The organism is Janthinobacterium sp. B9-8 (assembly GCF_000969645.2).
GTDB lineage: Bacteria > Pseudomonadota > Gammaproteobacteria > Burkholderiales > Chitinibacteraceae > Iodobacter.
In genome coordinates this window covers 2704042-2727407 of the sequence record NZ_CP014222.1, presented here as the reverse complement: position 1 = coordinate 2727407, position 23366 = coordinate 2704042, and the positions used below count along the sequence as shown (strand labels likewise).

Below are 23366 nucleotides of genomic sequence, written 5' to 3'. Positions count from 1 at the left end.
ATTACAACAATTATCGCATGGAGAACACATGCTGAACGTTGGAGATATTGCGCCTGATTTTATTTTGTCTGATGCTCAAATGGATGATGTGCAATTGGCGCAGCTGCGTGGGAAGTCTCATGTGGTGTTGTATTTCTTTAATAAAGATCACACGCCCGGTGGTATTACCGAGGCGGTTGAGTTTAGTGATCGCTGCGCAGCATTTCGGCAATATGACACAGTTATCCTTGGCGTTAGCATGGATGATTGCTTGTCACACGAGCAATTTCAAGACGAGCAGGGGATAGAATTCGATTTATTAGCCGATCCAACAGGCGAAGTAAGCCGGCTCTATTACGCTCTACATGAGTGGGAGGCACATGGCGTGGTAAGATACGGCATAGACCGTTCCACGTTTGTAATCGATAAGGACGGCGTGATCCGCCATGCGTTTTATCACGTTGTCCCCAAGGGCCATGCGGCGGAAATTCTTAAACTCGTGAAACAGCTAGGGTGAACCCATGCAAATTGCAAAAAATACCGTTGTAACTTTAAATTATGAAATGTTCGATGCCACTGGCAAACAAATCGACAAAACCGAAGAGCCGATTGAATATCTGCACGGCGGTTATGACAATGTTCTTCCTTTGGTTGAAGAAGCACTGGAAGGCAAAAATGTTGGCGACAGCATTGATGTGACAATGGAAGCAGAAGACGCTTTCGGTGAACACGATGCAGATTTAGTTCGTGAAGAAGAAAAATCTTCATTCCCGATGGAAGTTGAAGCCGGCATGATGTTCGAAGCCGATGATCCTGAAACCGGCGAAGTATTGTTATTCCGCGTGACTGAAATCGAAGGCAACCGCGTTGTAGTGGATGCAAACCATCCATTCGCGGGTATGACTATTCGCTTTGTGGGTACTGTTGCTGCGGTTCGTGAAGCAAGTGAAGAAGAGCTTGAACACGGCCATGTACACGGTGAGCACGGCCACGATCACTAAGATGATTAGGGTTTGATTGAAGAAAAGCGAGCTTAGGCTCGCTTTTTTTGCGTTGGGGTAAAGCCGTGCTGCCATTTTAAATATCTGTGGCCCAAGTAGGCTGATATGAGCTGCTTTAATTTATGCCAATTTATTTCGTTTTTTAGCGTTTTATTTTTTTTTGATGAGTTTTATTAAAACAGAGTTGCGCTTGTCATAAATAATTAGCTTATATGTAACCTAAATGTAAAGTAACTCATCTATCGTGCATTCTTCCTCTTAGGGAGATGTAAATGAAAATTATTCTTATCGCTGGCCTGTTGGCGAGCGCTTTATCTGCGTGCAATACCACAAGTAATGCGGTTGTGGTCGCACCAGTGGCTGCAGCGCCTAAAAATGTGATTTTCTTCCTGGGTGATGGGATGGGGATGACCACTTTAACTGCTGCACGCACTTATGCAGTAGGTGAAGATGGCGAGCTCACCATCGATACACTGCCAGAAACAGCGTTTATCAAAACTTATTCAAATGACGCACAGGTCACCGACTCTGCGCCGTCGATGGCCGCCTATATGACTGGGGTCAAGATGAATAACGAAGTCATCTCGATGAGCGCAGATACACAGGCCAAAGAGCCGGGCAAAGATGGCAGCAATGGTTGTGTGGACAATAATGGCAAGTCAGTGACGACCCTGCTAGAAATCGCTAAGGCAACAGGCCTGGCAACGGGCGTGGTCACAACCACCCGCGTTACTCATGCCACACCTGCAGCAACCTATGCGCATATTTGCCACCGTGATGCAGAAAACGATATCGCTGCGCAGTTTGTACCGGGCGGCAAGGGCTATAACCCAGCACTGGCCGATGGTGTGGATGTGATGCTGGGTGGTGGCAGCCAGTTTTTCTACCCGACAGCAGCAAAAGGTAAACGCACCGATGGCCGTGATTTAGTGGCTGAATTAAAAGCGAAAGGTTATGGGTTTGCGGGTACGCGTGCCGAATTTGATGCGCTGGATGTTAGCAAAACGGCCAAATTTGTAGGATTGTTTGCTTCTAGCCATATGAGCTACGACTTGGATCGTGATGCAGCAAAAGAGCCTAGCTTGGCTGAAATGACCGTGAAAGCAATTCAGGGTCTTAAGAAAAACAATAAGGGTATGTTTCTGATGGTAGAGGGCGGCCGCATTGATCACGCCCTGCACGAAACCACGGCCAAAAAAGCCTTACAAGATACCGTTGCCTTTGACGATGCCATTAAAGCGGCATTGGCTGAAATAAAGAAAACCGATCCGGAGCTAAAAAACACCTTGATTGTTGTGACCGCAGATCACGATCACACCCTCGTGTTGAACGGCTACGCCAAGCGCACAGGTAAATCTTCTGCGACTAATCCTGGCGTATTGGGGCTAGTCAAAGATGTGGTTAGCGGCAAATTATCGACTGATGCAGACGGCATGCCTTACACCATTATTGGCTTTGGTAATGGCGAAAGCCGTGGTGATAGAAAAACAGCGCTGGATGAAAGCGTGGTGTTTGCCAATAGCTATCATCAGGAAGCCGCGATTCGCACTACAGCCGGAAATGAAACCCACGGCGGCACCAATGTATTTCTAGGGGCCGTGGGCAAGGGCAGCGATCAGTTTTACGGGGTGATGGACAACACCAATGTGTTCAAGCTCATTCGCGACGCTGTTGGCCTGTAAGCCACCGTAGAATCAAGGGAAAAATCATGATGAAACAAACTCTTATTGCAAGCGCTTGCATGCTCGCTTTTGCTCAGGCTGCTCAAGCAGCCGGTGAAGCCAAGAATGTTATTTTCTTCTTAGGCGATGGCATGGGCCCGGCTACAGTCACTGCTGCGCGTATTTATAAATACAAAGAAGAAGGCGCTTTAACGATGGAAGCGCTGGATGCGGGCAGATCGCGCACCGCACGAATCAAAACGTTTTCTAACGACGCCCAAACCACCGATTCTGCTCCGTCGATGGCCGCCTATATGACCGGGGTCAAGATGAATAACGAAGTCATCTCGATGAGCGCAGATACACAGGCCAAAGAGCCTGGCAAAGATGGCAGCAATCAGTGTGGTGACAACAATGGTAAGGCAGTAGACACCCTGCTGGAGCTGGCCAAAGCCAAAGGAAAGGCCGTGGGTGCAGTGACCACCACACGGGTAACACACGCTACACCTGCGGCGACTTTCTCGCATATTTGCCATCGTGATGCAGAAAACAGCATTGCCGAGCAGGCTGTGCCGGGCGGTAAAGGCTTTAATGCCAAGCTGGGTACTGGTTTGGATGTCTTGATGGGCGGTGGCAGCAAGCACTTCCTGCCAAATAGTGCGAAAGGCGCAAGGACGGATGGCCGCGATTTGATCGCTGAATTAAAAGCCAAAGGCTATGTGTTTGCCGAAAAGGGTAGCGAGCTAAAAAATGTGGATGCCAGCAAAACAGACAAATTATTAGGTCTGTTTGCTTCCAGCCATATGGAGTACGAGCTTGATCGCGTAAAAAAATCAATTGATCAGCCCAGCCTCAGCGAGATGACGACCAAAGCGATTGCTGTGCTGGCTAAAAAGCCTGAAGGATTTTTCCTGATGGTAGAAGGTGGCCGCATCGATCACGCCTTGCACGGCAATAACGCCAAGCGGGTGATGGACGACACGATCGCTTTTGATGATGCGATTAAAGCCGCACTGGCTGAAGTCAGAAAAACCGATCCAGAGCTTAAAAACACCCTGATTGTGGTGACTGCAGATCATGACCATACCTTAACTATTAATGGCTATGGCAAGAAAGGCAGCGACATTATGGGCACGGTAAAAAATTATCGTGATGGCAAGGAAATGAAAGATGCCGACGGTAATAACTATACGGCGCTGGTGTTTGGTAATAGCTCAAATCGCCCGGTAACACGCACCATGCTGGTTGAGGGCAATGCGGATAAATCACAGGTCTTGCACGATGATTATCAGCAGGAAGGCGCAGTGAAAGTAGGCAATGGCAATGAAACGCATGGCGGTGGAGATGTCATGCTGTTTGCTGCGGGCGCAGGCTCTAAAACATTTAAAGGCACACTGGATAACACCAAGGTCTTTGGTTTGGTAAAGCAAGCTGCTGGTTTTTAATGCGTACTGATTGGTAAAACAGGCCGGCGATTGCCGGCTTGTTTTTGTAAGGAATAAATCAATGAAGTATTTATTATCAGCTTTGATGATGGCTGTATATATCGGGCTAGCCAGTGCGGTGAGCACGCCCGATGTTGCCGCTTTGGTGACCTATGAAACGCGGGTAGTCACGCCAGAGGGCGTGAGTAAATCGACCCGGTTTCAGGAAACATGGCTGCGTACCAGCCAGCGGGTTTGGAGTGAACGTGTCTTGCCAAAAAACGCCGTACCCGAAGCCACTAAAGCAGCGCTAGGCCATGAAGGCCATAACCATAATATGAATTTTGCACTGGCGGCCAAATCCATCCAGCTGGATGCCAGGGGCGAGCTTAAATTTGAGCTGGTGCGGAGCAAGTTGCAGCAGATTGTAGAAATGAGCAAAAGTGATTATCGCGAAGTTGGCTTTGATGGCAGCTGGGAAAGCACCGCCTATATGCTCGATCGCAAGCAGCTTAAAAATATGAAAAAACGCAGCACGCCTGCGCCTGCCGGTGAAGTCTGGCTAGAGAGTCGCAAGGGCGGCATGTATACCATGGTGCTGTGGTCAGAGAAATTGCAGCTGCCTAAAATCATTGAAACAGGCAATGAAAACGGCGGTAGCTGGAGCCGAGTAACGGTGGAGCCGCAAGCCATGCCTAAAGAGATGCCTTGGCTGAAGTCGGCTGGTTTTAGCCGAAAAGATTATATTGATTTGCTGGATTAAGCCGCGTTGTATTTCTAAAAATGAGCTTTGTTCTTCGGTGAACAAAGCTCATTTTTTTGCTAGCTTACTGGCCGATCTGCCGCATCAGAAAATGCAGAATGATTGTTTATTAGGCAATTGGCCATCGTAAGAACGGCTGAAGGCCCGCCCCGTAGCAAGGGCTTGTTTCAGGCTTTTTTAGCCGTTTTTGACGATGTAAATAATCGGTTTTTTTGTCTTGTTACTTATGCACAACAGCGTTAAAACCGCATAAATACTCGCTTTGCTTAAGCTCGTTTTTTTAGTCTTTACCTTCTCTCTTTTCATCCCCATCCGTCACTTGCCTATCTCGCTGAAAGACACTAGTATTTGTGTTAACTCTTCTTGTTAAACACTACATATAGTGTTTCTCCACAAGAAATCCACAGAATTATCCACAGCGAGACGTGCCCACTTAGCCGCACGCGCAACTCAATGAGAGCCCTATGACCGATAGCGTTAACACTGCTCAGCAGCACAGCAGCTATGCTGAATACAAAACCATTCGCCGCGATGGATCTGTGGTGCCATTTGCACCGAATAAAATCACCGTAGCAGTGACCAAAACGTTTATCGCCGTATTAGGCAGTGATGCCGCTTCCAGCGCCGCCGTGCGTCAAAAAGCCTTGCAGCTGACTGAATCCGTTGTATCAGCGCTGATGCGTCGTAAGCCAGAAGGCGGCGCGATTCATATTGAAGATATTCAAGATCAGGTCGAGCTGGCGCTGATGCGCGCTGGTGAGCACGATGTGGCCCGCGCCTATGTTTTATACCGCGAAGAGCGCAGCAAAGAGCGTCATTCCCGCTTTGAGCCAGAGCATCATCACGCGATTAATGTGTTGTATCCGAATGGCAGCAGCCGTCCGCTCGATTTAGCGCAATTAAAAGAGCTGATCGCTTCCTGCTGCAAAGGCCTGGAAGGCACCACAGACCAAGCTGCCATGCTGGCTGAAACACTTAAAAACGTTTACGACGGCGTACCGGCGGAAGAAGTTCGCCGCGCGCTGATTATGTCGTCACGTCAGCTGATTGAAAAAGACCCGGCCTATAGCTTTGTAACAGCGCGTTTACTGCTAAACAACTTGCGCTCAGAAGTATTAGGCAAAGAAGTCAGCCACGAAGAAATGGCATCCAAGTATGCCGATTACTTCCCGCAATTTATCAAGCGCGGTATCGATGCTGAGCTACTGGATGAAAACCTCGCCCAGTACGATTTAGCCAAATTGGGCGCGGCGCTGGATCATAGCCGTGATTACCAATTCGGCTACCTTGGCCTGCAAACCCTCTACGACCGTTATTTCCTGCATATCGAAGACAGCCGCATCGAGCTGCCACAAAGCTTCTTTATGCGCGTCGCGATGGGCTTGGCGATGAATGAAATCAACCGCGAAGAGCGCGCGATCGAGTTCTACAACGTCTTATCCAGCTTTGATTTTATGAGCTCGACGCCTACCTTATTTAACGCCGGTAGCCGTCGTAGCCAGCTTTCTAGCTGCTACCTCACCACCGTGTCTGATGATCTGGAAGGCATTTACGAAGCGCTGAAAGAAAACGCGTTGCTGTCTAAATACGCCGGTGGCTTGGGTAACGACTGGACGCCAGTGCGCTCCCTCGGTAGCCATATCAAGGGCACCAACGGCAAGTCGCAAGGGATTGTGCCTTTCCTTAAAGTAGTCAATGACACCGCCGTAGCGGTAAACCAAGGTGGCAAGCGTAAGGGGGCGGTTTGCGCCTACCTTGAAACCTGGCACGCAGATATCGAAGAATTCCTCGAAATGCGTAAGAACACCGGTGATGATCGTCGCCGCACGCACGATATGAATACCGCCAACTGGATTCCAGATCTATTTATGAAGCGCGTGATGCAGGGCGCTGACTGGACTTTATTTAGCCCATCCGAAGCGCCTGATTTGCATGACAAGTTTGGTAAAGATTTTGAAAAAGCTTACGTAGCCTACGAAGCAAAAGCCGCGCGTGGTGAAATGAAAATCGCCAAGAAGATTCCTGCGCTGGGCTTATGGCGCAAGATGCTTTCTATGCTGTTTGAAACAGGCCACCCTTGGATTACCTTTAAAGATCCTTGCAATATCCGCAGCCCGCAGCAGCATGTAGGCGTGGTGCATAGCTCGAATCTATGTACAGAAATCACCCTGAACACCAACGAAAACGAAATTGCGGTATGTAATTTGGGCTCGGTAAACTTGGTGAACCACATCAAAAATGGCGAACTCGATACCAATAAACTGGCACGCACCATCACCACCGCGATGCGCATGCTGGATAACGTGATCGACATTAACTTCTACCCGGTGCGTAAAGCGCGTGAATCCAATCTGAAGCATCGCCCGGTGGGTATGGGCATTATGGGCTTCCAGGATTGCTTACATATGTTGCGCCTGCCTTACGGCTCAGATGCAGCGGTTGAGTTTGCTGATCTATCGATGGAAACCGTGGCTTACCACGCTTACTGGGCATCCACCGAGCTGGCGCAAGAACGCGGCACTTATCCTAGCTACAAAGGCAGTCTGTGGGATCGCGGTGTATTGCCACAAGATTCGATTAAATTGCTGGCAGAAGAGCGCGGTGGCTATCTGGAAATGGATACCAGCTCACGCTTGGATTGGACACAGCTGCGTGAACGCGTTCGCACCCACGGCATGCGCAATTCAAACTGCCTAGCGATTGCGCCAACAGCGACCATTGCCAACATCATCGGCGTATCGGCGTGTATCGAGCCAACGTACCAAAACTTGTTCGTGAAATCGAACTTGTCGGGTGAGTTCACCGTGGTGAATGAATACCTAGTGCGTGATCTAAAAGCGCGTGGTCTGTGGGATGAAGTGATGATCTCAGACCTGAAATTCTTTGACGGCTCGGTGTCTAAAGTAGAACGCATCCCGCAAGACCTGCGTGATTTGTATGCAACCGCGTTTGAAGTGGATCCAAACTGGTTGGTTGAATGCGCATCGCGCCGCCAGAAGTGGATCGACCAAGGCCAATCGCTCAATCTTTACCTTGCTGGCGCATCGGGCAAGAAGCTGGACGAGCTGTACAAATTTGCATGGTTACGTGGCCTAAAAACCACTTACTACCTACGCACCATGGCAGCCACTGCAGCAGAAAAATCCACCGGTAGCGGTGGCGAGTTGAACTCGGTTGCGGTAGATGGGGTGTACACCAACACCTCGGCAGCCGGTGCTAACTCGATCAGCTCCGCGCCCGCCATGGCCGCAATCGACGCAGCTTTGCCTGCAACAGATATGAAATTCTGCTCGATTGATAACCCAGAGTGCGAAAGCTGCCAGTAAAAATGTAGGGTGGGCACGCTTTTGTGCCCACGTGCGATGGGCATCAAGTTTCGTAGGGTGTACAACGACGAAGTCGTTGCGCACCAAAAGCTGGTGCGCAAGAAAAACGATTTGCACACCCTACAAAAAATCGGTTTTTTTCTATTTTTCCGTAATTTGAGGTCTCGTAGGGCGGGTGAAACCCGCGGGTTGCACCCGCCCTACGTTGCCATAGCCCTACCATTAAGTCATTGCAACACCCCACCAAACACCTTGAGAGTCAAATGACCGAAGCCCTGCACCCTGTCGATCAACTGATCCTCGCCTTACCTAAAACCGAGCTGCATCTGCATATTGAAGGCACTTTAGAGCCTGAAATGATGTTCGAGCTGGCGCAAAAAAATGGCATTGCACTGCCTTACGCCAATGTAGAAGAAGTTCGCGCCGCATATTCCTTTGATAATCTGCAATCGTTTTTAGATTTGTACTATGCCGGTGCCAGCGTGCTGGTCACCGAAGAAGATTTTTACGATCTGACTTGGGCTTATTGCGAACGCGCCTATTCCGATCATATTGTGCACACCGAGATCTTTTTTGATCCGCAAACGCATACCGCGCGTGGCATTGATATTGGCACGGTGATCTCTGGTATTACCCGCGCCCTGCAAGATGCCACCGATAAACTAGGCATTAGCTCCAAGCTGATTCTGTGCTTTTTGCGTCATTTATCCGAAGCCGATGGCAAAGCCACCTTGGACGCGGCGCTGCCGTATTTGGCACAAATCGATGGTGTAGGGTTGGACTCCAGCGAGCTGGGCCATCCGCCAGCTAAGTTCCAAAAATTATTTAAGCGTTGCCGCGAACTGGGCCTGCCTGCCGTGGCGCATGCCGGTGAAGAAGGCCCTGCCTTTTATATTACTGAGGCGTTGGATTTACTCGGCGCGTCTCGTATCGATCATGGCGTGCGCTGCACCGATGACGCCACCTTGGTGGTGCGCCTTGCCACCGAGCGTATTCCGCTCACCGTTTGCCCGCTTTCAAATTTAAAGCTCTGCGTGGTGGACGATTTGGCCAAACATAATTTACGTAATTTGTTGGCAGCGGGCCTGTGCGCCATGGTGAATTCTGACGATCCGGCGTATTTTGGCGGCTACCTCAACGCTAATTTATTAGCTTGCCGCGCCGCCATGGATTTATCCGCAAGTGAAGTGATCCAATTGATTAACCACAGCTTTGAAGCATCTTGGTTGCCAGACGCCGATAAAGCACGCTGGCGTGCCGAAGTATTACGCATCGCCTGTATCGCCAAGTGAGCTTGCTATCCCGATGTGTGCAGGCCGTGGCGGGTGTGGCCAGTGCGCTCGTTGCCGCTTGTAGCGCGCAGCCCACGATGCAAATTGAAAATGGCCGCCTTGCGCCACCCGCAGGGCAGGGCTATGTGGTGCTGGCTTTAAGCGTGCAATCTTTGTCATCGGATCGGGCCCAGCTGCAAGTGGAGCTGGTCGGTGCAGATAGTAAGCACAGCTTGCGCGCCGATATCAGCCGCGATGTGATCAGCGGGCCAGATGCAGAAACACGTGGGCGGCTATGGGTTTTGCCACTGGCAGCAGGCAGCTATATGGTAAGTGAAGCGTGGGGAGAATGGGCGGTAAATGCATCGAACGGAAGGGGCGGGCAGCCGCACTTTAAAATAGAGCGGCGTTTTCAAATTGCCGCAGGCGAAGTGCTATATCTGGGCGAGATTAAAGCCCAGCTTAATTTTGCCCCAGCCCTAACGTATAGCGATCAAACGCAGCGCGATTTTTATCAATTAAAGCAGTGGGGAGTGCAAGATACCAGCCTTGTTACCACCCGCTTACTGCACTAGGCATCCCAATGTTTAAAAGTTTAATTCTCAGTACCGTTTTATTTTTAAGTGCCTGTGCCAGCACACCCGTGGCCGTGCTGCAAGGCAAGCTGACCCCGCCTGTAGATCAGGGTTATGTGGTTGTGGCCCTAACGCTGAACTCCTTTGATCAAGATAGCGCTAACGCATGGCTACGCTTACAAGGCCCCAAGGGGCCGATCGATTTAAACGCCAGCATTGTGCTCGACACCATCGCCGCGCCGAATAAAAATGCCATCGGCAAGCTACATCTATTAAGCTTAGCGCCCGGCCAATATACGGTGCAGCAGGCGCTAGGCGATTGGATTTACACCGCAGCCGGCTGGCCACAGCAGCGCCGTGATCAAATGCCGATAGGGCAAAGTTTTGAAGTCAAAGCCGGAGAAGTGCTTTACCTAGGTGAGGTACATCTGGCGCTGAGTTTTCAATCCAGCCTGAAAATGAGCGATCAGCATAAACGCGATTTTTACGCCTTGGGTCAGAAGTACGGCGTTAGCGACACTAGTAATATAAAAACCCGCTTGCTGAGCAACCCAGCTCAGTAAGTATCAATACAGTAAAACCTATTAAAACACGCCTGCTGAGCACCCACCTCAGTAAGAATTAACATCAGTAAGACAGGACTTGTAATGCTCAACTTTGACGACGAAATCAGCACTCCAGCCGTAGCCATCAACCTTGAAGCGGCCACCGCCAAGCGCGTAAATGCCTCAGATAAACGCGTGATTAACGGCACCACCGACGTTAATCAGCTGGTGCCGTTTAAGCACAAATGGGCATGGGAAAAATACTTGGCGCAGTGTGCAAACCACTGGATGCCGCAAGAAGTAAATATGCAGCGCGATATCGAGCTTTGGAAAAGCCCGAACGGCTTGACCGATGACGAGCGCCGTTTGGTAAAACGCAATCTGGGTTTCTTTGTAACCGCTGACAGCCTTGCTGCTAATAACATCGTTTTGGGCACTTATCGCCAAATTACTTCGCCAGAATGCCGTCAGTTTTTACTGCGCCAAGCTTTCGATGAAGCCATCCACACCCACGCCTATCAATATATTGTTGAATCTTTGGGCCTAGACGAGGGCGAAGTCTTTAACGCCTACAACGAAGTAGCCTCGATTCGCGATAAAGACGAATTCCTGATTCCTTTTATTAATATCCTGACCGACCCAAGCTTTAAAACCGGCACGCTGGAAACAGATCAGCAACTGCTGCGCTCCATCATCGTGTTCGCCTGCATTATGGAAGGCCTGTTCTTCTACGTGGGCTTTGTGCAAATTCTGGCGCTGGGCCGCCAGAACAAAATGACTGGCGCTGCAGAGCAATACCAATACATCCTGCGCGATGAATCTATGCACTGCAATTTTGGTATTGATCTGATCAACACCATCAAAATGGAAAATCCACAGCTTTGGACCGAAGAATTCAAAGCCGAAATTTACGGCCTATTCAAGCGCGGCGTAGAGCTGGAATACGCCTACGCCGAAGACACCATGCCCCGCGGCGTGCTTGGCCTCAATGCTTCGCAATTCAAAGAATACCTACGTTTTATTGCCAACCGCCGCTTGCAGCAAATTGGCTTAGAGCCAATGTTCCCCGGCGTGACCAATCCATTCCCATGGATGAGCGAGATGATTGATTTGAAGAAAGAGAAGAATTTCTTTGAGACTCGGGTTACTGAGTATCAGACTGGTGGGGCGTTGAGCTGGGATTGATTTTTTCTTATTCGTCGAACGACACATAGTTCTTCCAAAACGACAGATAGTCTTTCATTGAACGACTCATAGTTTTTCATTCAGTTACAGGATTAGAATTTCGTGTTTAAAAAATAAGCCCCGCAACTGCGGGGCTTATTTTTTATCTGATGAGTAGAGGTTCGTATTAAATGGTTTATTTCTTATTGGATAAGTATTTTATTGAAATTAATGTGTTATTTTTATTTTTTTTATTAGTATTTTATATTATTAATTTGAATTTAATTTTTTGATATTTTCTTTATTTTTTTTGTGTGTTATTTAATTGTTTTTTGTTGTTTTTTTCTTTGACTTTTTATGCTTGTTTAATTACTCTTCTTGGTCCTTTATATTTATGTGTGGGTTTTTGTGAGACCATTTTCAAAATACTTTTATCAGCTTCGAGTTACCCATGGTATTCGTCAAATTGAGTTAGCAGAGCTGTTAGGGTATGAGCAGAGCTATATTTCTGCCTTGGAAGTAGGTACCAAGGGCCCACCAACATCTGAATTTATTGAGCGGTTGATCCAAGCTTTGTCTTTATCTGATCTTCAGCAGGCTGAGCTACATGAGGTGGTTGAGGCCTCGCAGCGTAAGTTTATTATCCCTGCTGACCTCTCTGAGGACATTCATTGGATGCTGCTGAATCTTCACCGGCATCTTGATTCTTTACATCCAGCTCAAGTGCGCTTAATTCAAGAAATTATTGGAATAAAAGATGAGCTTGCAAAAAATGCTTTGTTAAAACCCAAGTCTCTTCGTATGCAACAAATGGAGGATAGACCAATGTAAAAACGGGACAAACCTTGCGGCTTGTCCCGTGAGCGTACGTGCCTAACGGCAAATACTTGGAAAGTAGAGAGTTCAAGTATCGTCAACGCGCGCTCCAGCGTCAAGCCCATTTATCTTTTTTCTTCCTGTGACTCTGAGAGAAAATACTCTTAGCGGGGCTTTTTACGCCTAAAAACAGGGCTATTTAAATTGGTTAATGATTCCAATAGGGCACTGCTTTGCCCAAATATGGGATTAGTTGGACATAAGGTGTGTATGAATAGTATTCAATTCAAACTGCGAGCAGAGCTTTTACAACAGGCTCAAGATGCATTCGCCAAATTACCCGATTTATCAGGGGTTGTTCACGGCTACCGCCGGATTGCTCAAGGGGCACGGGGTAGGCGCACCGCTTTATTTCCTAGCCGAAAAAATGGGATTACTGTTGCTTTGGAAAGTCAGCTCGAATTGGCATATTGCCTCCTTTTAGAGCGAGATGCTGAGGTGATTGGCTATCGTTGCCAAGCAATTAATATTCAACATGGACAAGGTAAAAAGTATACCCCTGACTTTTTGGTTCTAATGGCAAATCAACAGTGGTTAGTACGTGAAATCAAACCTAATCAGCAGCATTTGGATGAAGAAAATAAATTACGTTTTTTAGAGATTAAAAATATATTAAACCTATGTGATTTTCATTTCTCTATTGTTGATTCAAATGCTCTGCCATCAAAAAAATATTTGGAAAATCTTTATTTCTTTTACTCTCGTTCGAGCTTTCGTGCTTGGTCAAGCCAAGAGCTGGTTTTAGCACGTCAGCTGATTGCATCCCTATCAAACCCTATGTCATTAGGGGATGTTTATACGGCTTCAACTGAGGCCGCTTTATCTCCTTTCTTAGTAGATTATTTGCTGTTTCATAGGGTATTAGTTATTGATATGAGTCGCCCTCTGAGCCTTGATATGCCTGTGGGGGTTCTTCAATGAAGCCGCGTTATTACTCTCCTAAAGTGGGGCTGCGTTTTCATATGCATGGATGTGAGTTTGAAGTGACTTATATCTATGCTGGAATCGTTCGGTATGCAGCAGCTATTGGAGGAAAAGCATTTCGTATTTCACATGATCGGTTTATCGAGATGCAGGAAAGTGAAACTTTATTAATTAAGAATCAAGATATTGAAGGTATTTCTGAGAATGGTTGTTCAGGAAAGTTATCTGAGCTTTCTGAAAAAGAAACTCGCGCAGCGATCCGAATGCGGCGTTATGTGGATGCAGCAGTTACCCAGCTTGTTTATCCGACATCAAAGAAACATCTTACTGCACTGATTCCATTAATTGCTTTTGAACTGGAAGATCAACAACCGCCAGATCCACGCACCGTAGCAAGCTGGATTAAACGTTATTTTTTGGAGGGGAGAGGCGGAGCTCTGTTATCTCTAAGACATAAACAGAGTGGAAATAGAGTCCTTCGATTTTGCCCTCAGGTTGAAATATTGCTTGAAGAGGCAATTCAGCAGGTTTATTTACAGCCTGAACGCAGGGACTCTAAAGATGTTCAATCCTACATTGTGGGAAAATTATCCGAATTAGGTCTGCTTTCAAAGCATTCCTCCGCTGTAAAGGTGCCAAGTTTGCGCACACTACAGCGGCGTATTAAAGCACTGGATCCATATATTGTTACTCTGGCAAAAAAAGGGAGAATTGCTGCAGATCGGGTCGCTCGTGCTGCAGGCAGAGCCATTATTAGTCCAAGTCCAATGTTTCTGGTGCAAATTGATACTCACTATTTAGATATTCAGCTACGTGATCCTGATTCGGGAGAAGTAATTGGCCGACCCTATTTAGTTTGTATTCTTGATGTGTATACCCGTGCGGTAGTCGGTATATATATCAGCATGTTTCCACCATCTGCAACAACGACATTAGCTGCTGTTAAAAATATGCTAACTCGCCTCAGTATGAATTTGCCTGGCGGGGTTCCCGTTCGAATTATTCCCGATAACGGTGTTGAGTTTAAAAACTCTGCTTTTATCCGGCTCTGTGCACGACTTGGGATCATCGTTACTCCTGCAGAGGTGAGAGATCCTAATGATAAGGCTCATATCGAGTCATTTTTTCGGACTTTGACCTATTTTCTTGTGCAGAAATGCTCTGGGACGACGTTTTCTAATCCTAGTGATCGTGGAGAGTATGACTCTCGAGCACGAGCTGTGTCTGTGTTAGAAAAAATGCATGAGTATTGCCTCGAGTGGATCAATGAGGTTTATCACAACAGTATTCATTCACGTACTGGGCGGGCTCCAATTTTAGCGTGGGAGGATTCAGTTAAAGAATGGCCTTCACCAACTTTTGATATCGCTGAAATAGATGCAATTGCTCGTTGGCCAGTGCAACGAAATATTCATAAAGGGCGGCTGTTGGTCGATGGCATTGAATATTTCTCGCATGCCCTTGCGACACTTGAGGCGATGGGTGAAAAAAGAGTGATTGTTTTGGTGGACGAGCTCAATTTACATGAGGTTTATATTGAGCACCCCACTCTGCCTAGTACGCTGATTTTGGCGGAGTCTACCAACCCTGAATACACCATTGGGTTAACCCAGTATGAACATCAGGAAGCCAAAAAGATTAAAGCAGCGCTCACCGCTTCTGATCAAAAGCGTCTAGGACTTTATTGTGATTTATTGGCGCGATGGACGTTATTTCAAAAGATTCAAACAGATTCTGAAATGGCCCAAAGGCAGATTGCACGGCTGACAAATGGTAAAGGGCGTGCTCGCTCGCTCCCTAAAATTGTTCATCAATTACCTGATGTGCTTGAGCTTAATGTTGTGCCGGCAGATGTGCCGTCTTTTGAACCGGGTGCAGTTAGTGGCTCGGATGACTATGAAATAATGGAAATTGACTAATGAATTTTGAAGATTTTTCTAATGAGTCTGAATCAATTCAGCGAGTGTCTGTGCTCGATAAAGTTTTGATTCGTCATCCATCTCTGGATTTTGCACTAAAGGGGATTCTGCGTGTAATTGTTCAGTCACATAGTTTTAAAGAACCTGTTGGCTGCATGTTGCTAGCAGAAGGTGGTATGGGGAAGACTAAAATTTGCGAAGCAATTATTAGTATGTTTCAAAAAACCCAGGTGCAAAACGTTGATGCTGAGGTAACGCACATTCCAGCTTTTTATACAGAGGTTCCATCGCCAGTTTCCGTTAGTACGCTGGCTAGTAATATGTTGGAACAACTCAATGATCCCAGTCCTTTGGCGGGCACTATTGCAAGTAAAACAAAACGAATTGTGGTTCACCTTAAAACGTGCCAGACGAAAGTTATTTTGTTAGATGAGGTGCATAACCTACTGAATCATGGGCGTCGTAGCGAGGCTGTTAATACGGTTGCATTACGTTGGCTCAAATCGCTTGTAAATAACTCGGGTGTTTGTATTTGCTTAGTTGGCGTTCCTGAGTGTGAAACAATTATTGATTCAGATCCAACATGGCAGCAAGCTCGGCGATTTAAACATCGTTTCCGATTGAGTCCTTTACAAGTGGGGACAGTAGAAAAGCCTGGTGAACTTTATCATTTTTTAACGCAAATGTGTTCCGAGGCAAAAAAGAGGTTTGCTCTCGTAGATATGCCCATGATTAGCAACCATCAAGAAACTTTACGCATGTATGCGGCAACCAGAGGAAATTTATCCTTTGTGATGGCGATTATCCGTGAAGCGATTTTGCAGGCCTGGCGACAAAAACGGCAAATTGTAGAGTTGGAGGATTTTGCTTTTGTTTGGGATATGGGCGTTGTCAGTGCCATTTCAATTGCAAAAAGCAATCCTTTTCGTATGAGTGATGCTCAAGTTGCTGCGGTCTTTAGAAAATGAAAATTCATAAGTTACCGTACCGTCCAATTCCACAGGCTGATGAGTCGCCAGCAAGTCTGTTAATTAGAACCGTTGAAGGTAACGGTTTCGATAGCATTACTCAGCTATTGAAGGCTTGTGGGCTAGAGGTTTATGGGGTTGAGCGAATTCGTCGATCACTAACATATCATTATTGGTTCAGCATACTAGTTTATGTTTTAGGACTAGATCATGAATGTGCAAAGGCGGTGTTTCCCCGCACAAGCTTTACTCGGTGCGGGGCTCGTTTACTTATGAATGTTGGAGTACCTGAGAAGTTTTTTAGGGAAGATGCAGCGTCTTTTTGTCCTGTATGTCTCTCTGAGCAACCTTACTGGCGTAGGTATTGGGTATTTAGGCTATATGTAGTTTGCCATATTCATGGCGTTGCTTTATTGCATTGCTGCCCAAACTGCTTACGCATTCCTTCTCTACTGCGGGGGCAGTTAGTCGTTTGCGAATGTGGCACAGATTTTCGGAAAGTTTCTACTGTTGCAGAGGATCCAGCTTATTCGGAGTGGTTGTACCAGCAGCTTGTGGGCGAGGGGCAGGAGCTGTTTGATCGCTGTTTTCCCTTTTGGTTGGCAATGGAGGCTTTTTATCCAAGGGATAAGCTTAATAAAAGTGAACAGGAACGGCTGCGGCTTATGATTGCTTGGGCAAATAACAGTACAACTGTTCTCGAAGAAATTAAATGTTTAGTTGTGTTGCACGCGTCAAGCCAGCATCCAAGGTTACAGATGCTGCCATTTTTACGAGGAGGGGAGTTACTGGCAGGATTTGCTGAGCAAGTTTTATCTCAGTTGGAAGAGCTTAATTATAAATATAGTTTGACGGAGGAAGCCGGTGATTTAAGTAAGCAGGATGCTGCTTTTGTTCTGGGCTTGAGCCTTTCGCAGATACATGAATGCATTAAGACTGGCTTGTTCAAGCACATCAGTGACCCAACGGCTTACGTGCAAAGAATAGCTTTGTGTGATGTGGTGCATTTACTGGTTGCTTTGCAGGCTCCGAGAGTGCATTTGGGCAAAGATAAAGTGCAATTGACTAATCATAGTATGGCGGTTTTAGCAAAGGGAATTCTGGCTGGGCGGTTTATTTCTATGGGCTATGATTTGGACAAAGGGCTGAGTTGCTTGCGTATAACAGATACAAAGACACTGGAAGTACTGAATACTGATTGGCTAAATATTGGACAAGTCTCTACTGTGCTTGGAATTCATCAGGAAATTATTCGAAGTTTTATTCGAAATGGTTGGCTCCGCGCTAACTGCCCTGTGGCTGTAAAATCGCGTTGTTTATTGGTCCATACTGATACGCTAGAGCAGTTTCAGGCAAAGTTTGTTACCGCAGGAGAGTTAGGACGTTCAATTCAGGCTAATGTTACAAATTATGCCGAAAAACTCCGATCTATTGGCGTAAGCCCTGTTGGAGGACCTGGAATTGATGGCTCTTTAGTTTATCTGTTTTATAGAGCTGATTTATCTGGTGTGGATTTGCTTTCACTAAAAAATTTGGAGCGTTATGAAACACGTGCAGGGCGAAAGAAGGCGAATTCAGCTGTTAAAAAAGAAACAGGGGTTTTATTAAAAGAAGCCGCCATTCAGTTGCGAATTTCACCTCAGAAAATTTCACCACTGATCAAGAAAGGCATACTGAAGAGAGAACTTAGCTTTTCACGTAATATTCGTGTGACGGAGGAGTCATTATCTGCTCTGCTTCAACTGGTTTTATCTCCCTCTATGAGCTCGCTTGAAAAAGTGGCCTCAGACATTGGATATACTGAGCATCGATTTCGGTGCGTCTTTATTCGTACGGGATTGGTTGAGTTGATAGATTTAATGTATTGGCAGCTTGTTTCAGAAGCGGCTGTAAATTATGTCGTTGAATTTGTGAAAACATGGGTCACTGCTAGTGAGGCAGGAGTGTTTTTCAATATGCATCGTAGCTATTTGCCTAATTTAGAGCGTCAAGGGCTAATTAAGTCTTCTCGCTTTGGAAGTGGAAAAATAGTTAAATTTTATAGCCGGCAAGATTTATTTGATTTGGAAAAGGCTATGAAGTATGAAGCAAATATAGCGCTTTAATATTCATCTTAATTATTTTATCGTATTAGAAAAATTATTGGGAATAAGTAAGAAATTTTATGTAACTCTCTTGCTCGGGGACGTTCTTCGAGCAAGAGAGCCATTTATATAAACTATTTAAATTATGGTTTGGAGTGATTTACCCAATTATAATCACAGGATTAAATAACTAAAGTAGATTAATCATGGCGTATGCATTTGATCTTCGGCAAGTTTGTGGTGGATATGCCTATTTCAGTACATTTACTTTTGGGAGTATTTCTGATGATGGCCGATATGAAATTAGAAAACCATCACCAGTAGAAATTACACTTTTCTCAAAGGCTTTGGATGAGCTAGGCCAGTCTTTTATGCATATTGATTCAGAAAAGACTTATAGATTATGGCTATATCTACAGGGATGGGCTCTTGTTGATCTTGTTTTTGCTAGATCTAATATGCAACAGTGGTTAAAACAGCACCAGTGTATAAAGTCTGCGTTTGGATCGTTCACTGATATCGATATTGCTTCCCCAGGGACCTTGAAGCGGAGCTATCGTGGGCGGGCAAAGCAAGAAATTCATGATCGTGATGGCGGCAGGTGTTTAATATGCGGAGACCAAAATGCGTTAACGCTTCAACATGTCTGGCCATACTCATCAGGCGGTGAAACTAGTAGTCGAAACTTAATTACATTGTGTGAGGCTTGTAATCAAAACTACGGAGACACAATAAGCCCAGAGTTGTATCAGCTGGCAGGCTTACATAATGGTTATGAACCGTCGCTGATAAAATCAGCCCTAGATCGCAAAGCAGCCTTGCGTCGAGCTGAATACCTATCACACAACTTGATGCATACCCGCTGCGATCTTTGGTAGAGGTGGAGTCAATTTCATTTATTAAGTAAATGGTTTACCTTCAGGCTTTGACGCTTACCAATAGTAATAGGAATCCAGTTTTGAGCAGCTTCTTTGATGGTTATAGGAAGAGGCTGAAAACTGCAGGGAATGATCTGCTTTTCTTTGCTTATGCTTAAAACAAAACTAAAGTCTTATCGCCACTAAGTGATAAAAATATAGTTAAATTACGATTTATACCCTATTTTATTTTAAAAATATAATTTAAGCGTCTGTTGATGACATTGAAAATCCAACAGTAATAGATTCATTTGCCATTTTTTTGGAGCGGGCGATATTAAAAATTATTGAATTTATGTAGGATCCTATTAGCTTCTAGATGCTTTCCTCTTTACAAGATTTATGGGATATAAAAGACCAATAAGGAGGCGATGGACGTAGTTTTTTTTATTGGGCCTTATCTCTATTTTTGTAACAAAATTGCTATAGGATGTGCGAAGTACTTCATAGTGTTTTTGTCTGGAAGTCAGCCAAAGGCGGCACCATCAACGTATCTAACAAACTAGAGCAGATTCATTATATAAATGACAATATTCTGCAGGCGTGTGCTTTCAGCTTGTCACAGATACTAGTGCGGCACTAACCTTTTTTTAGGATTATTTGATGAGCGCACCTAAAGTTCTCCGCTTACATATGGAAAGGTTTCGCGGATTTGAAAGTCTGACTTGGCATCCTGCTCCTGGTATGAACATCATTCTTGGCGGCGGTAATGTGGGGAAAAGTACGCTGTTGGAAGCCATCGCCTTACTGCTCCATCCGACAAATAGTTTTATATTGTCCGATTCGGACTATTGGCAACGGAAAGTGGAGGAAGAGTTCTGTATCGAGGCAGTCATACAGCTACCGGACTCAATAGGCATCAATCGCCAAAGTACTGTAGCTTGGCCCTGGGAATGGGATGGCGCTAATGCAGTACTGCCAAAGCTTGATACAGATGAGAATTCAGGGCAACCCGTTTACAAAATTCAGGTACGGGGTACTGCTGATCTTGAATTGGTACACGAACTGGTTCAGCCCGATGGTTCCAGCATTCATTTTTCGACTGCTTTGCGCCGCAGTATCGGATTGGTTCGACTGGCCGGAGATGACAAAAATGATCGAGATCTTCGTTTGATTCAAGGGAGTGGACTTGACCGCCTGCTGGCAGACAAAGGTTTGCGTGCAAAATTAGGACGAAAGATTGCCCTCGACTCCATAGAGGATGAATTGAATCCTGAAGCCCAGGAAAAACTATCCGAGTTAGATACTAAGTTTGGCGAGCGAGCACTCCCTACGGAGCTCGGGCTTGGTTTCGTTGGCGGAGCAGGTCTATCGATTAATGCTTTGGTTGGTTTGACCGCGAAAAAAAACGCAATCGTCTTACCCCTTACTAGCTGGGGCTCCGGCACGCGTCGATTAGCTGCACTCGCGATTGCTGACACTCTTCAGGAACGGGCACCGATTACCTTGGTGGACGAATTGGAGCGCGGATTGGAACCCTATCGCCAACGTAGCTTGGTGTACTCTTTGCGCAAAAATGTGTCACAAACTCTCATTACTACGCACAGTTCGGCGGTGATCGGTGCTGCAGCTGGCAGTGCGCTTTGGTATATAGACGCCAAAGGTGCAATTGGTGCCTTACCGGCAGACAAAATTGCCACACACCAACAACTGGATCCAGAAACCTTTCTGGCTCGGCTTGCTGTAGTCGCAGAAGGCGCAACCGAAACTGGCTTCGTTAAAGTATTACTAACTCGCTTTCTCCCTACCTGGGAAGACGAAGGTGTGCATGTTACCGACGCTGGCGGAAATGAGAATGTGCTCAAACTTCTGGAAGCTATGTCTGAAGGTGGCTTGAGATTCGCGGGTTTTGCTGACTGTGAACCAGCCAGCTTAAGTCCCACACGTTGGGGAATAGTTAAAGCACACTTAGGAGACTTGCTTTTGCGCTGGGAGCAGGGCTGTCTAGAAGAAAACATATTACCTCTATTCTCCCCTCTGCATTTTGATCAGCTGATTACGGACCCTGAAGAAGCCAAACGGGGCATGCGGCTCCGTTCACTTGCTGATCGCCTTGGCTTGAACGGGGAAATTACAACCCAGATGATCCAAGATAAAGCGGGAGATCAGTTAATTCAGCTGGTAACTCAAGCTGCAACGGGCATGGTTCCAGCCAGCATGAAAGAAGACAAACAAAAAACAAAAGAATGGAAAGGCCACGCTAGGCTCTGGTTCAAATCAGTAACCGGCGGACATGAGCTGGCTGAGAAAATGTTCAGTTTAGGTGTGTGGCCAAATGTAGAGACAAAGCTGCTTCCGTTGATCAACGCATTGAAGACAACGATTGGCTATGAGGAGCGCATATGAGTGATTCTAGTGTAGCTGCGGCACTACGCTCAGAAGCTCCTCTAATTGTCGTTGAAGCACCTGCAGGCTGTGGAAAGACCTACCAAGCAGCCGAGTACACGCATTGGTTGGCCTCAAATGGTCATCAATGGCAAGTGTTAATCTTGACCCATTCCCATGCGGCTTGTGACGTATTCCGCGAACGCACTAAGGAAGTGCGACATCGTGTGCACATTACCACCATCGACGGCTTAGTTGCTCAAATAGCAAGCATGTATCACCTTGTATTAGGTATCCCCCTTGATGCTGCAACTTGGGCTCATTCACAGCCTAATGGCGATGGATTTGAAAAACTGGCAGAAAAAGCCTGCGAGTTGTTGTTTGTCTCTCAAGCGGTGTGCTCGACATTGGCGAGTCGATATCCAATAATTTTATGTGATGAACATCAAGATGCTAATACTTGGCAGCACCGTCTTGTAATGACCTTACACAAAGCCGGTGCCAAGCTGCGTATCTTCGCAGACCCGGTTCAAGCAATCTTTGTCAAAAAACAAGACCGTCCTGCACATAAGCAGCAATGGGAGGCTCTTTGCAAACAAGCAAATACCGTTGAACAACTCGATTATGCACACCGGTGGACTAATGGCTCTCCCGAGCTCGGTAGATGGATATTAGCAGCACGCCAGACACTAAAAAACGCCCAGCCAATAGATCTTCGCGGCGACCTTCCGAAAGGACTACAGATCATTGTTGCGGACAATATTTCTCCGAGACATGGTGGTTTCTTGCTCGGGCCAAGCGAAGGCCGCCTGGTAAATCGCACAGTGAATGCAAACGATTCACTGATGATCTTAGCTGGCCAGAATCAAACAGTTGCCACCATCAACGCTTACCTTGGACGTCGAGTTCCGATATGGGAAGGACATACTCGCAACTTTTTGTCGCATTTAGTAGCTGCTTGCCAAAGTGGGCAAGACAACCCTGTGACACTAGCCGAAGCCCTCGTTGTTTTTGTAAATTGTGTAGCCACAGGCTTCAATAAGACATTTTCGGATCGATTCCTTGAAGAAATAGCCAGTGCTTGTACAAAGCCTTGTAAAGGTAAGCCCGCACGACTTCAAGCTATGGCTCGTCACATTCTCAACGAACCCAATCATTTAGGTGTTACCCGAGCCCTTGCATTGCTACGCACACTACAAGCGGAGGATGTAGGTTTCCGAGAGATCAGATTTAATCTTTTGCGGGAGTTCCGTGAGGCAATTTTGCTAAACGATTTCACCGATTGTAGTCAAGGCCTTGCTGAAATTGCCCAGCGCCGCTCTATTTCAGGCGTAAGGATGCCAACGAAGGTGATAAGTACTGTCCATAAAGCAAAAGGATTGGAATGCTCCCATGCTTTGCTAATGCCATGCGACAAAACACATTTTGGAAACTCGGACGACAAACGCTGCTTGCTTTATGTCGCGCTTAGTCGTGCCAAAGAAAGCTTGACATTGGTTATATCACCGACAAGTCCAAGTCAGTTGTTAATCCATAGCTCGGGTGCGACTTAGAAGTGCTGAACGCTGATATCTTATGGATTGTGGCCTTTTATATATCAAGTTTCAATGTTGACTCTTTGCCGATAGCGTTCACGAATGCGCC

The 23366-nt window shown here is 46.4% G+C and carries 18 protein-coding genes; all 18 read left to right on the top strand.

Annotation, left to right across the window (positions count from 1 at the left end; genetic code table 11):
* The first annotated feature begins 28 nt into the window (after positions 1–28).
* The 18 genes from VN23_RS12090 to VN23_RS12010 all read left to right on the top strand — a co-directional run bounded on the left by VN23_RS12090 (position 29) and on the right by VN23_RS12010 (position 23275).
* Positions 29–496, top strand: coding sequence for a peroxiredoxin (locus tag VN23_RS12090; protein WP_046350656.1), 468 nt, complete (start codon positions 29–31; stop codon positions 494–496).
* Positions 497–500: 4 nt separating this feature from the next.
* Positions 501–980 (top strand): FKBP-type peptidyl-prolyl cis-trans isomerase, encoded by a 480-nt coding sequence (locus VN23_RS12085; RefSeq protein ID WP_046350657.1) that lies wholly within the window; start codon positions 501–503, stop codon positions 978–980.
* Positions 981–1252: 272 nt separating this feature from the next.
* The gene (locus VN23_RS12080) at positions 1253–2662 is read left to right on the top strand and encodes an alkaline phosphatase (protein ID WP_062654890.1); all 1410 of its coding nucleotides are present in this window, start codon (positions 1253–1255) and stop codon (positions 2660–2662) included.
* Positions 2663–2688: 26 nt separating this feature from the next.
* Positions 2689–4086 carry an alkaline phosphatase gene (locus VN23_RS12075; RefSeq protein ID WP_046350659.1) on the top strand — a complete coding sequence of 466 codons (1398 nt, stop codon included), beginning with the start codon at positions 2689–2691 and terminating at the stop codon, positions 4084–4086.
* Positions 4087–4147: 61 nt separating this feature from the next.
* On the top strand, positions 4148–4828 hold the full coding sequence (locus VN23_RS12070; protein ID WP_046350660.1) for a hypothetical protein: 681 nt from the start codon (positions 4148–4150) through the stop codon (positions 4826–4828).
* Between the two features lie 464 nt (positions 4829–5292).
* Entirely contained in the window at positions 5293–8154 is a 2862-nt protein-coding gene (locus VN23_RS12065) for a ribonucleoside-diphosphate reductase subunit alpha (protein WP_046350661.1), read from the top strand.
* Positions 8155–8417: 263 nt separating this feature from the next.
* Entirely contained in the window at positions 8418–9446 is a 1029-nt protein-coding gene (locus VN23_RS12060; RefSeq protein ID WP_046350662.1) for an adenosine deaminase, read from the top strand.
* Positions 9443–10000, top strand: coding sequence for a hypothetical protein (locus VN23_RS12055; RefSeq protein WP_046350663.1), 558 nt, complete (start codon positions 9443–9445; stop codon positions 9998–10000). Before VN23_RS12060 ends, VN23_RS12055 begins: the two co-directional genes overlap by 4 nt.
* Positions 10001–10008: 8 nt before the next feature.
* Positions 10009–10563 (top strand): hypothetical protein, encoded by a 555-nt coding sequence (locus VN23_RS12050; RefSeq protein WP_046350664.1) that lies wholly within the window; start codon positions 10009–10011, stop codon positions 10561–10563.
* Between the two features lie 84 nt (positions 10564–10647).
* On the top strand, positions 10648–11730 hold the full coding sequence (locus VN23_RS12045; RefSeq protein ID WP_046350665.1) for a ribonucleotide-diphosphate reductase subunit beta: 1083 nt from the start codon (positions 10648–10650) through the stop codon (positions 11728–11730).
* 387 nt (positions 11731–12117) lie between these two features.
* The gene (locus tag VN23_RS12040; protein WP_046350872.1) at positions 12118–12540 is read left to right on the top strand and encodes a helix-turn-helix domain-containing protein; all 423 of its coding nucleotides are present in this window, start codon (positions 12118–12120) and stop codon (positions 12538–12540) included.
* A gap of 255 nt (positions 12541–12795) precedes the next feature.
* Entirely contained in the window at positions 12796–13506 is a 711-nt protein-coding gene (locus VN23_RS12035; RefSeq protein WP_052746436.1) for a hypothetical protein, read from the top strand.
* Positions 13503–15428, top strand: a complete 1926-nt coding sequence (locus tag VN23_RS12030) for a DDE-type integrase/transposase/recombinase (RefSeq protein WP_046350667.1) — start codon at positions 13503–13505, stop codon at positions 15426–15428. Before VN23_RS12035 ends, VN23_RS12030 begins: the two co-directional genes overlap by 4 nt.
* On the top strand, positions 15428–16396 hold the full coding sequence (locus tag VN23_RS12025) for a TniB family NTP-binding protein (protein WP_046350668.1): 969 nt from the start codon (positions 15428–15430) through the stop codon (positions 16394–16396). The genes VN23_RS12030 and VN23_RS12025 overlap by 1 nt, the downstream gene beginning before the upstream one ends.
* On the top strand, positions 16393–18501 hold the full coding sequence (locus tag VN23_RS12020; protein WP_082752766.1) for a TniQ family protein: 2109 nt from the start codon (positions 16393–16395) through the stop codon (positions 18499–18501). The genes VN23_RS12025 and VN23_RS12020 overlap by 4 nt, the downstream gene beginning before the upstream one ends.
* 185 nt (positions 18502–18686) lie before the next feature.
* Positions 18687–19358, top strand: coding sequence for an HNH endonuclease (locus tag VN23_RS21515; RefSeq protein WP_082752765.1), 672 nt, complete (start codon positions 18687–18689; stop codon positions 19356–19358).
* Positions 19359–20000: 642 nt separating this feature from the next.
* Positions 20001–21743, top strand: coding sequence for an ATP-dependent nuclease (locus VN23_RS12015; protein ID WP_046350670.1), 1743 nt, complete (start codon positions 20001–20003; stop codon positions 21741–21743).
* Positions 21740–23275, top strand: coding sequence for a UvrD-helicase domain-containing protein (locus tag VN23_RS12010; RefSeq protein ID WP_046350671.1), 1536 nt, complete (start codon positions 21740–21742; stop codon positions 23273–23275). Before VN23_RS12015 ends, VN23_RS12010 begins: the two co-directional genes overlap by 4 nt.
* Positions 23276–23366: the final 91 nt, after the last annotated feature.

What these genes read in the sequence shown, in the direction of transcription:
- VN23_RS12090 (WP_046350656.1), top strand. Translation starts at nt 29, where the DNA reads ATGCTGAACGTTGGAGATATTGCGCCTGATTTTATTTTGTCTGATGCT.
- VN23_RS12085 (WP_046350657.1), top strand. Translation starts at nt 501, where the DNA reads ATGCAAATTGCAAAAAATACCGTTGTAACTTTAAATTATGAAATGTTC.
- VN23_RS12080 (WP_062654890.1), top strand. Translation starts at nt 1,253, where the DNA reads ATGAAAATTATTCTTATCGCTGGCCTGTTGGCGAGCGCTTTATCTGCG.
- VN23_RS12075 (WP_046350659.1), top strand. Translation starts at nt 2,689, where the DNA reads ATGATGAAACAAACTCTTATTGCAAGCGCTTGCATGCTCGCTTTTGCT.
- VN23_RS12070 (WP_046350660.1), top strand. Translation starts at nt 4,148, where the DNA reads ATGAAGTATTTATTATCAGCTTTGATGATGGCTGTATATATCGGGCTA.
- VN23_RS12065 (WP_046350661.1), top strand. Translation starts at nt 5,293, where the DNA reads ATGACCGATAGCGTTAACACTGCTCAGCAGCACAGCAGCTATGCTGAA.
- VN23_RS12060 (WP_046350662.1), top strand. Translation starts at nt 8,418, where the DNA reads ATGACCGAAGCCCTGCACCCTGTCGATCAACTGATCCTCGCCTTACCT.
- VN23_RS12050 (WP_046350664.1), top strand. Translation starts at nt 10,009, where the DNA reads ATGTTTAAAAGTTTAATTCTCAGTACCGTTTTATTTTTAAGTGCCTGT.
- VN23_RS12045 (WP_046350665.1), top strand. Translation starts at nt 10,648, where the DNA reads ATGCTCAACTTTGACGACGAAATCAGCACTCCAGCCGTAGCCATCAAC.
- VN23_RS12035 (WP_052746436.1), top strand. Translation starts at nt 12,796, where the DNA reads ATGAATAGTATTCAATTCAAACTGCGAGCAGAGCTTTTACAACAGGCT.
- VN23_RS12030 (WP_046350667.1), top strand. Translation starts at nt 13,503, where the DNA reads ATGAAGCCGCGTTATTACTCTCCTAAAGTGGGGCTGCGTTTTCATATG.
- VN23_RS12025 (WP_046350668.1), top strand. Translation starts at nt 15,428, where the DNA reads ATGAATTTTGAAGATTTTTCTAATGAGTCTGAATCAATTCAGCGAGTG.
- VN23_RS12020 (WP_082752766.1), top strand. Translation starts at nt 16,393, where the DNA reads ATGAAAATTCATAAGTTACCGTACCGTCCAATTCCACAGGCTGATGAG.
- VN23_RS21515 (WP_082752765.1), top strand. Translation starts at nt 18,687, where the DNA reads ATGGCGTATGCATTTGATCTTCGGCAAGTTTGTGGTGGATATGCCTAT.
- VN23_RS12015 (WP_046350670.1), top strand. Translation starts at nt 20,001, where the DNA reads ATGAGCGCACCTAAAGTTCTCCGCTTACATATGGAAAGGTTTCGCGGA.
- VN23_RS12010 (WP_046350671.1), top strand. Translation starts at nt 21,740, where the DNA reads ATGAGTGATTCTAGTGTAGCTGCGGCACTACGCTCAGAAGCTCCTCTA.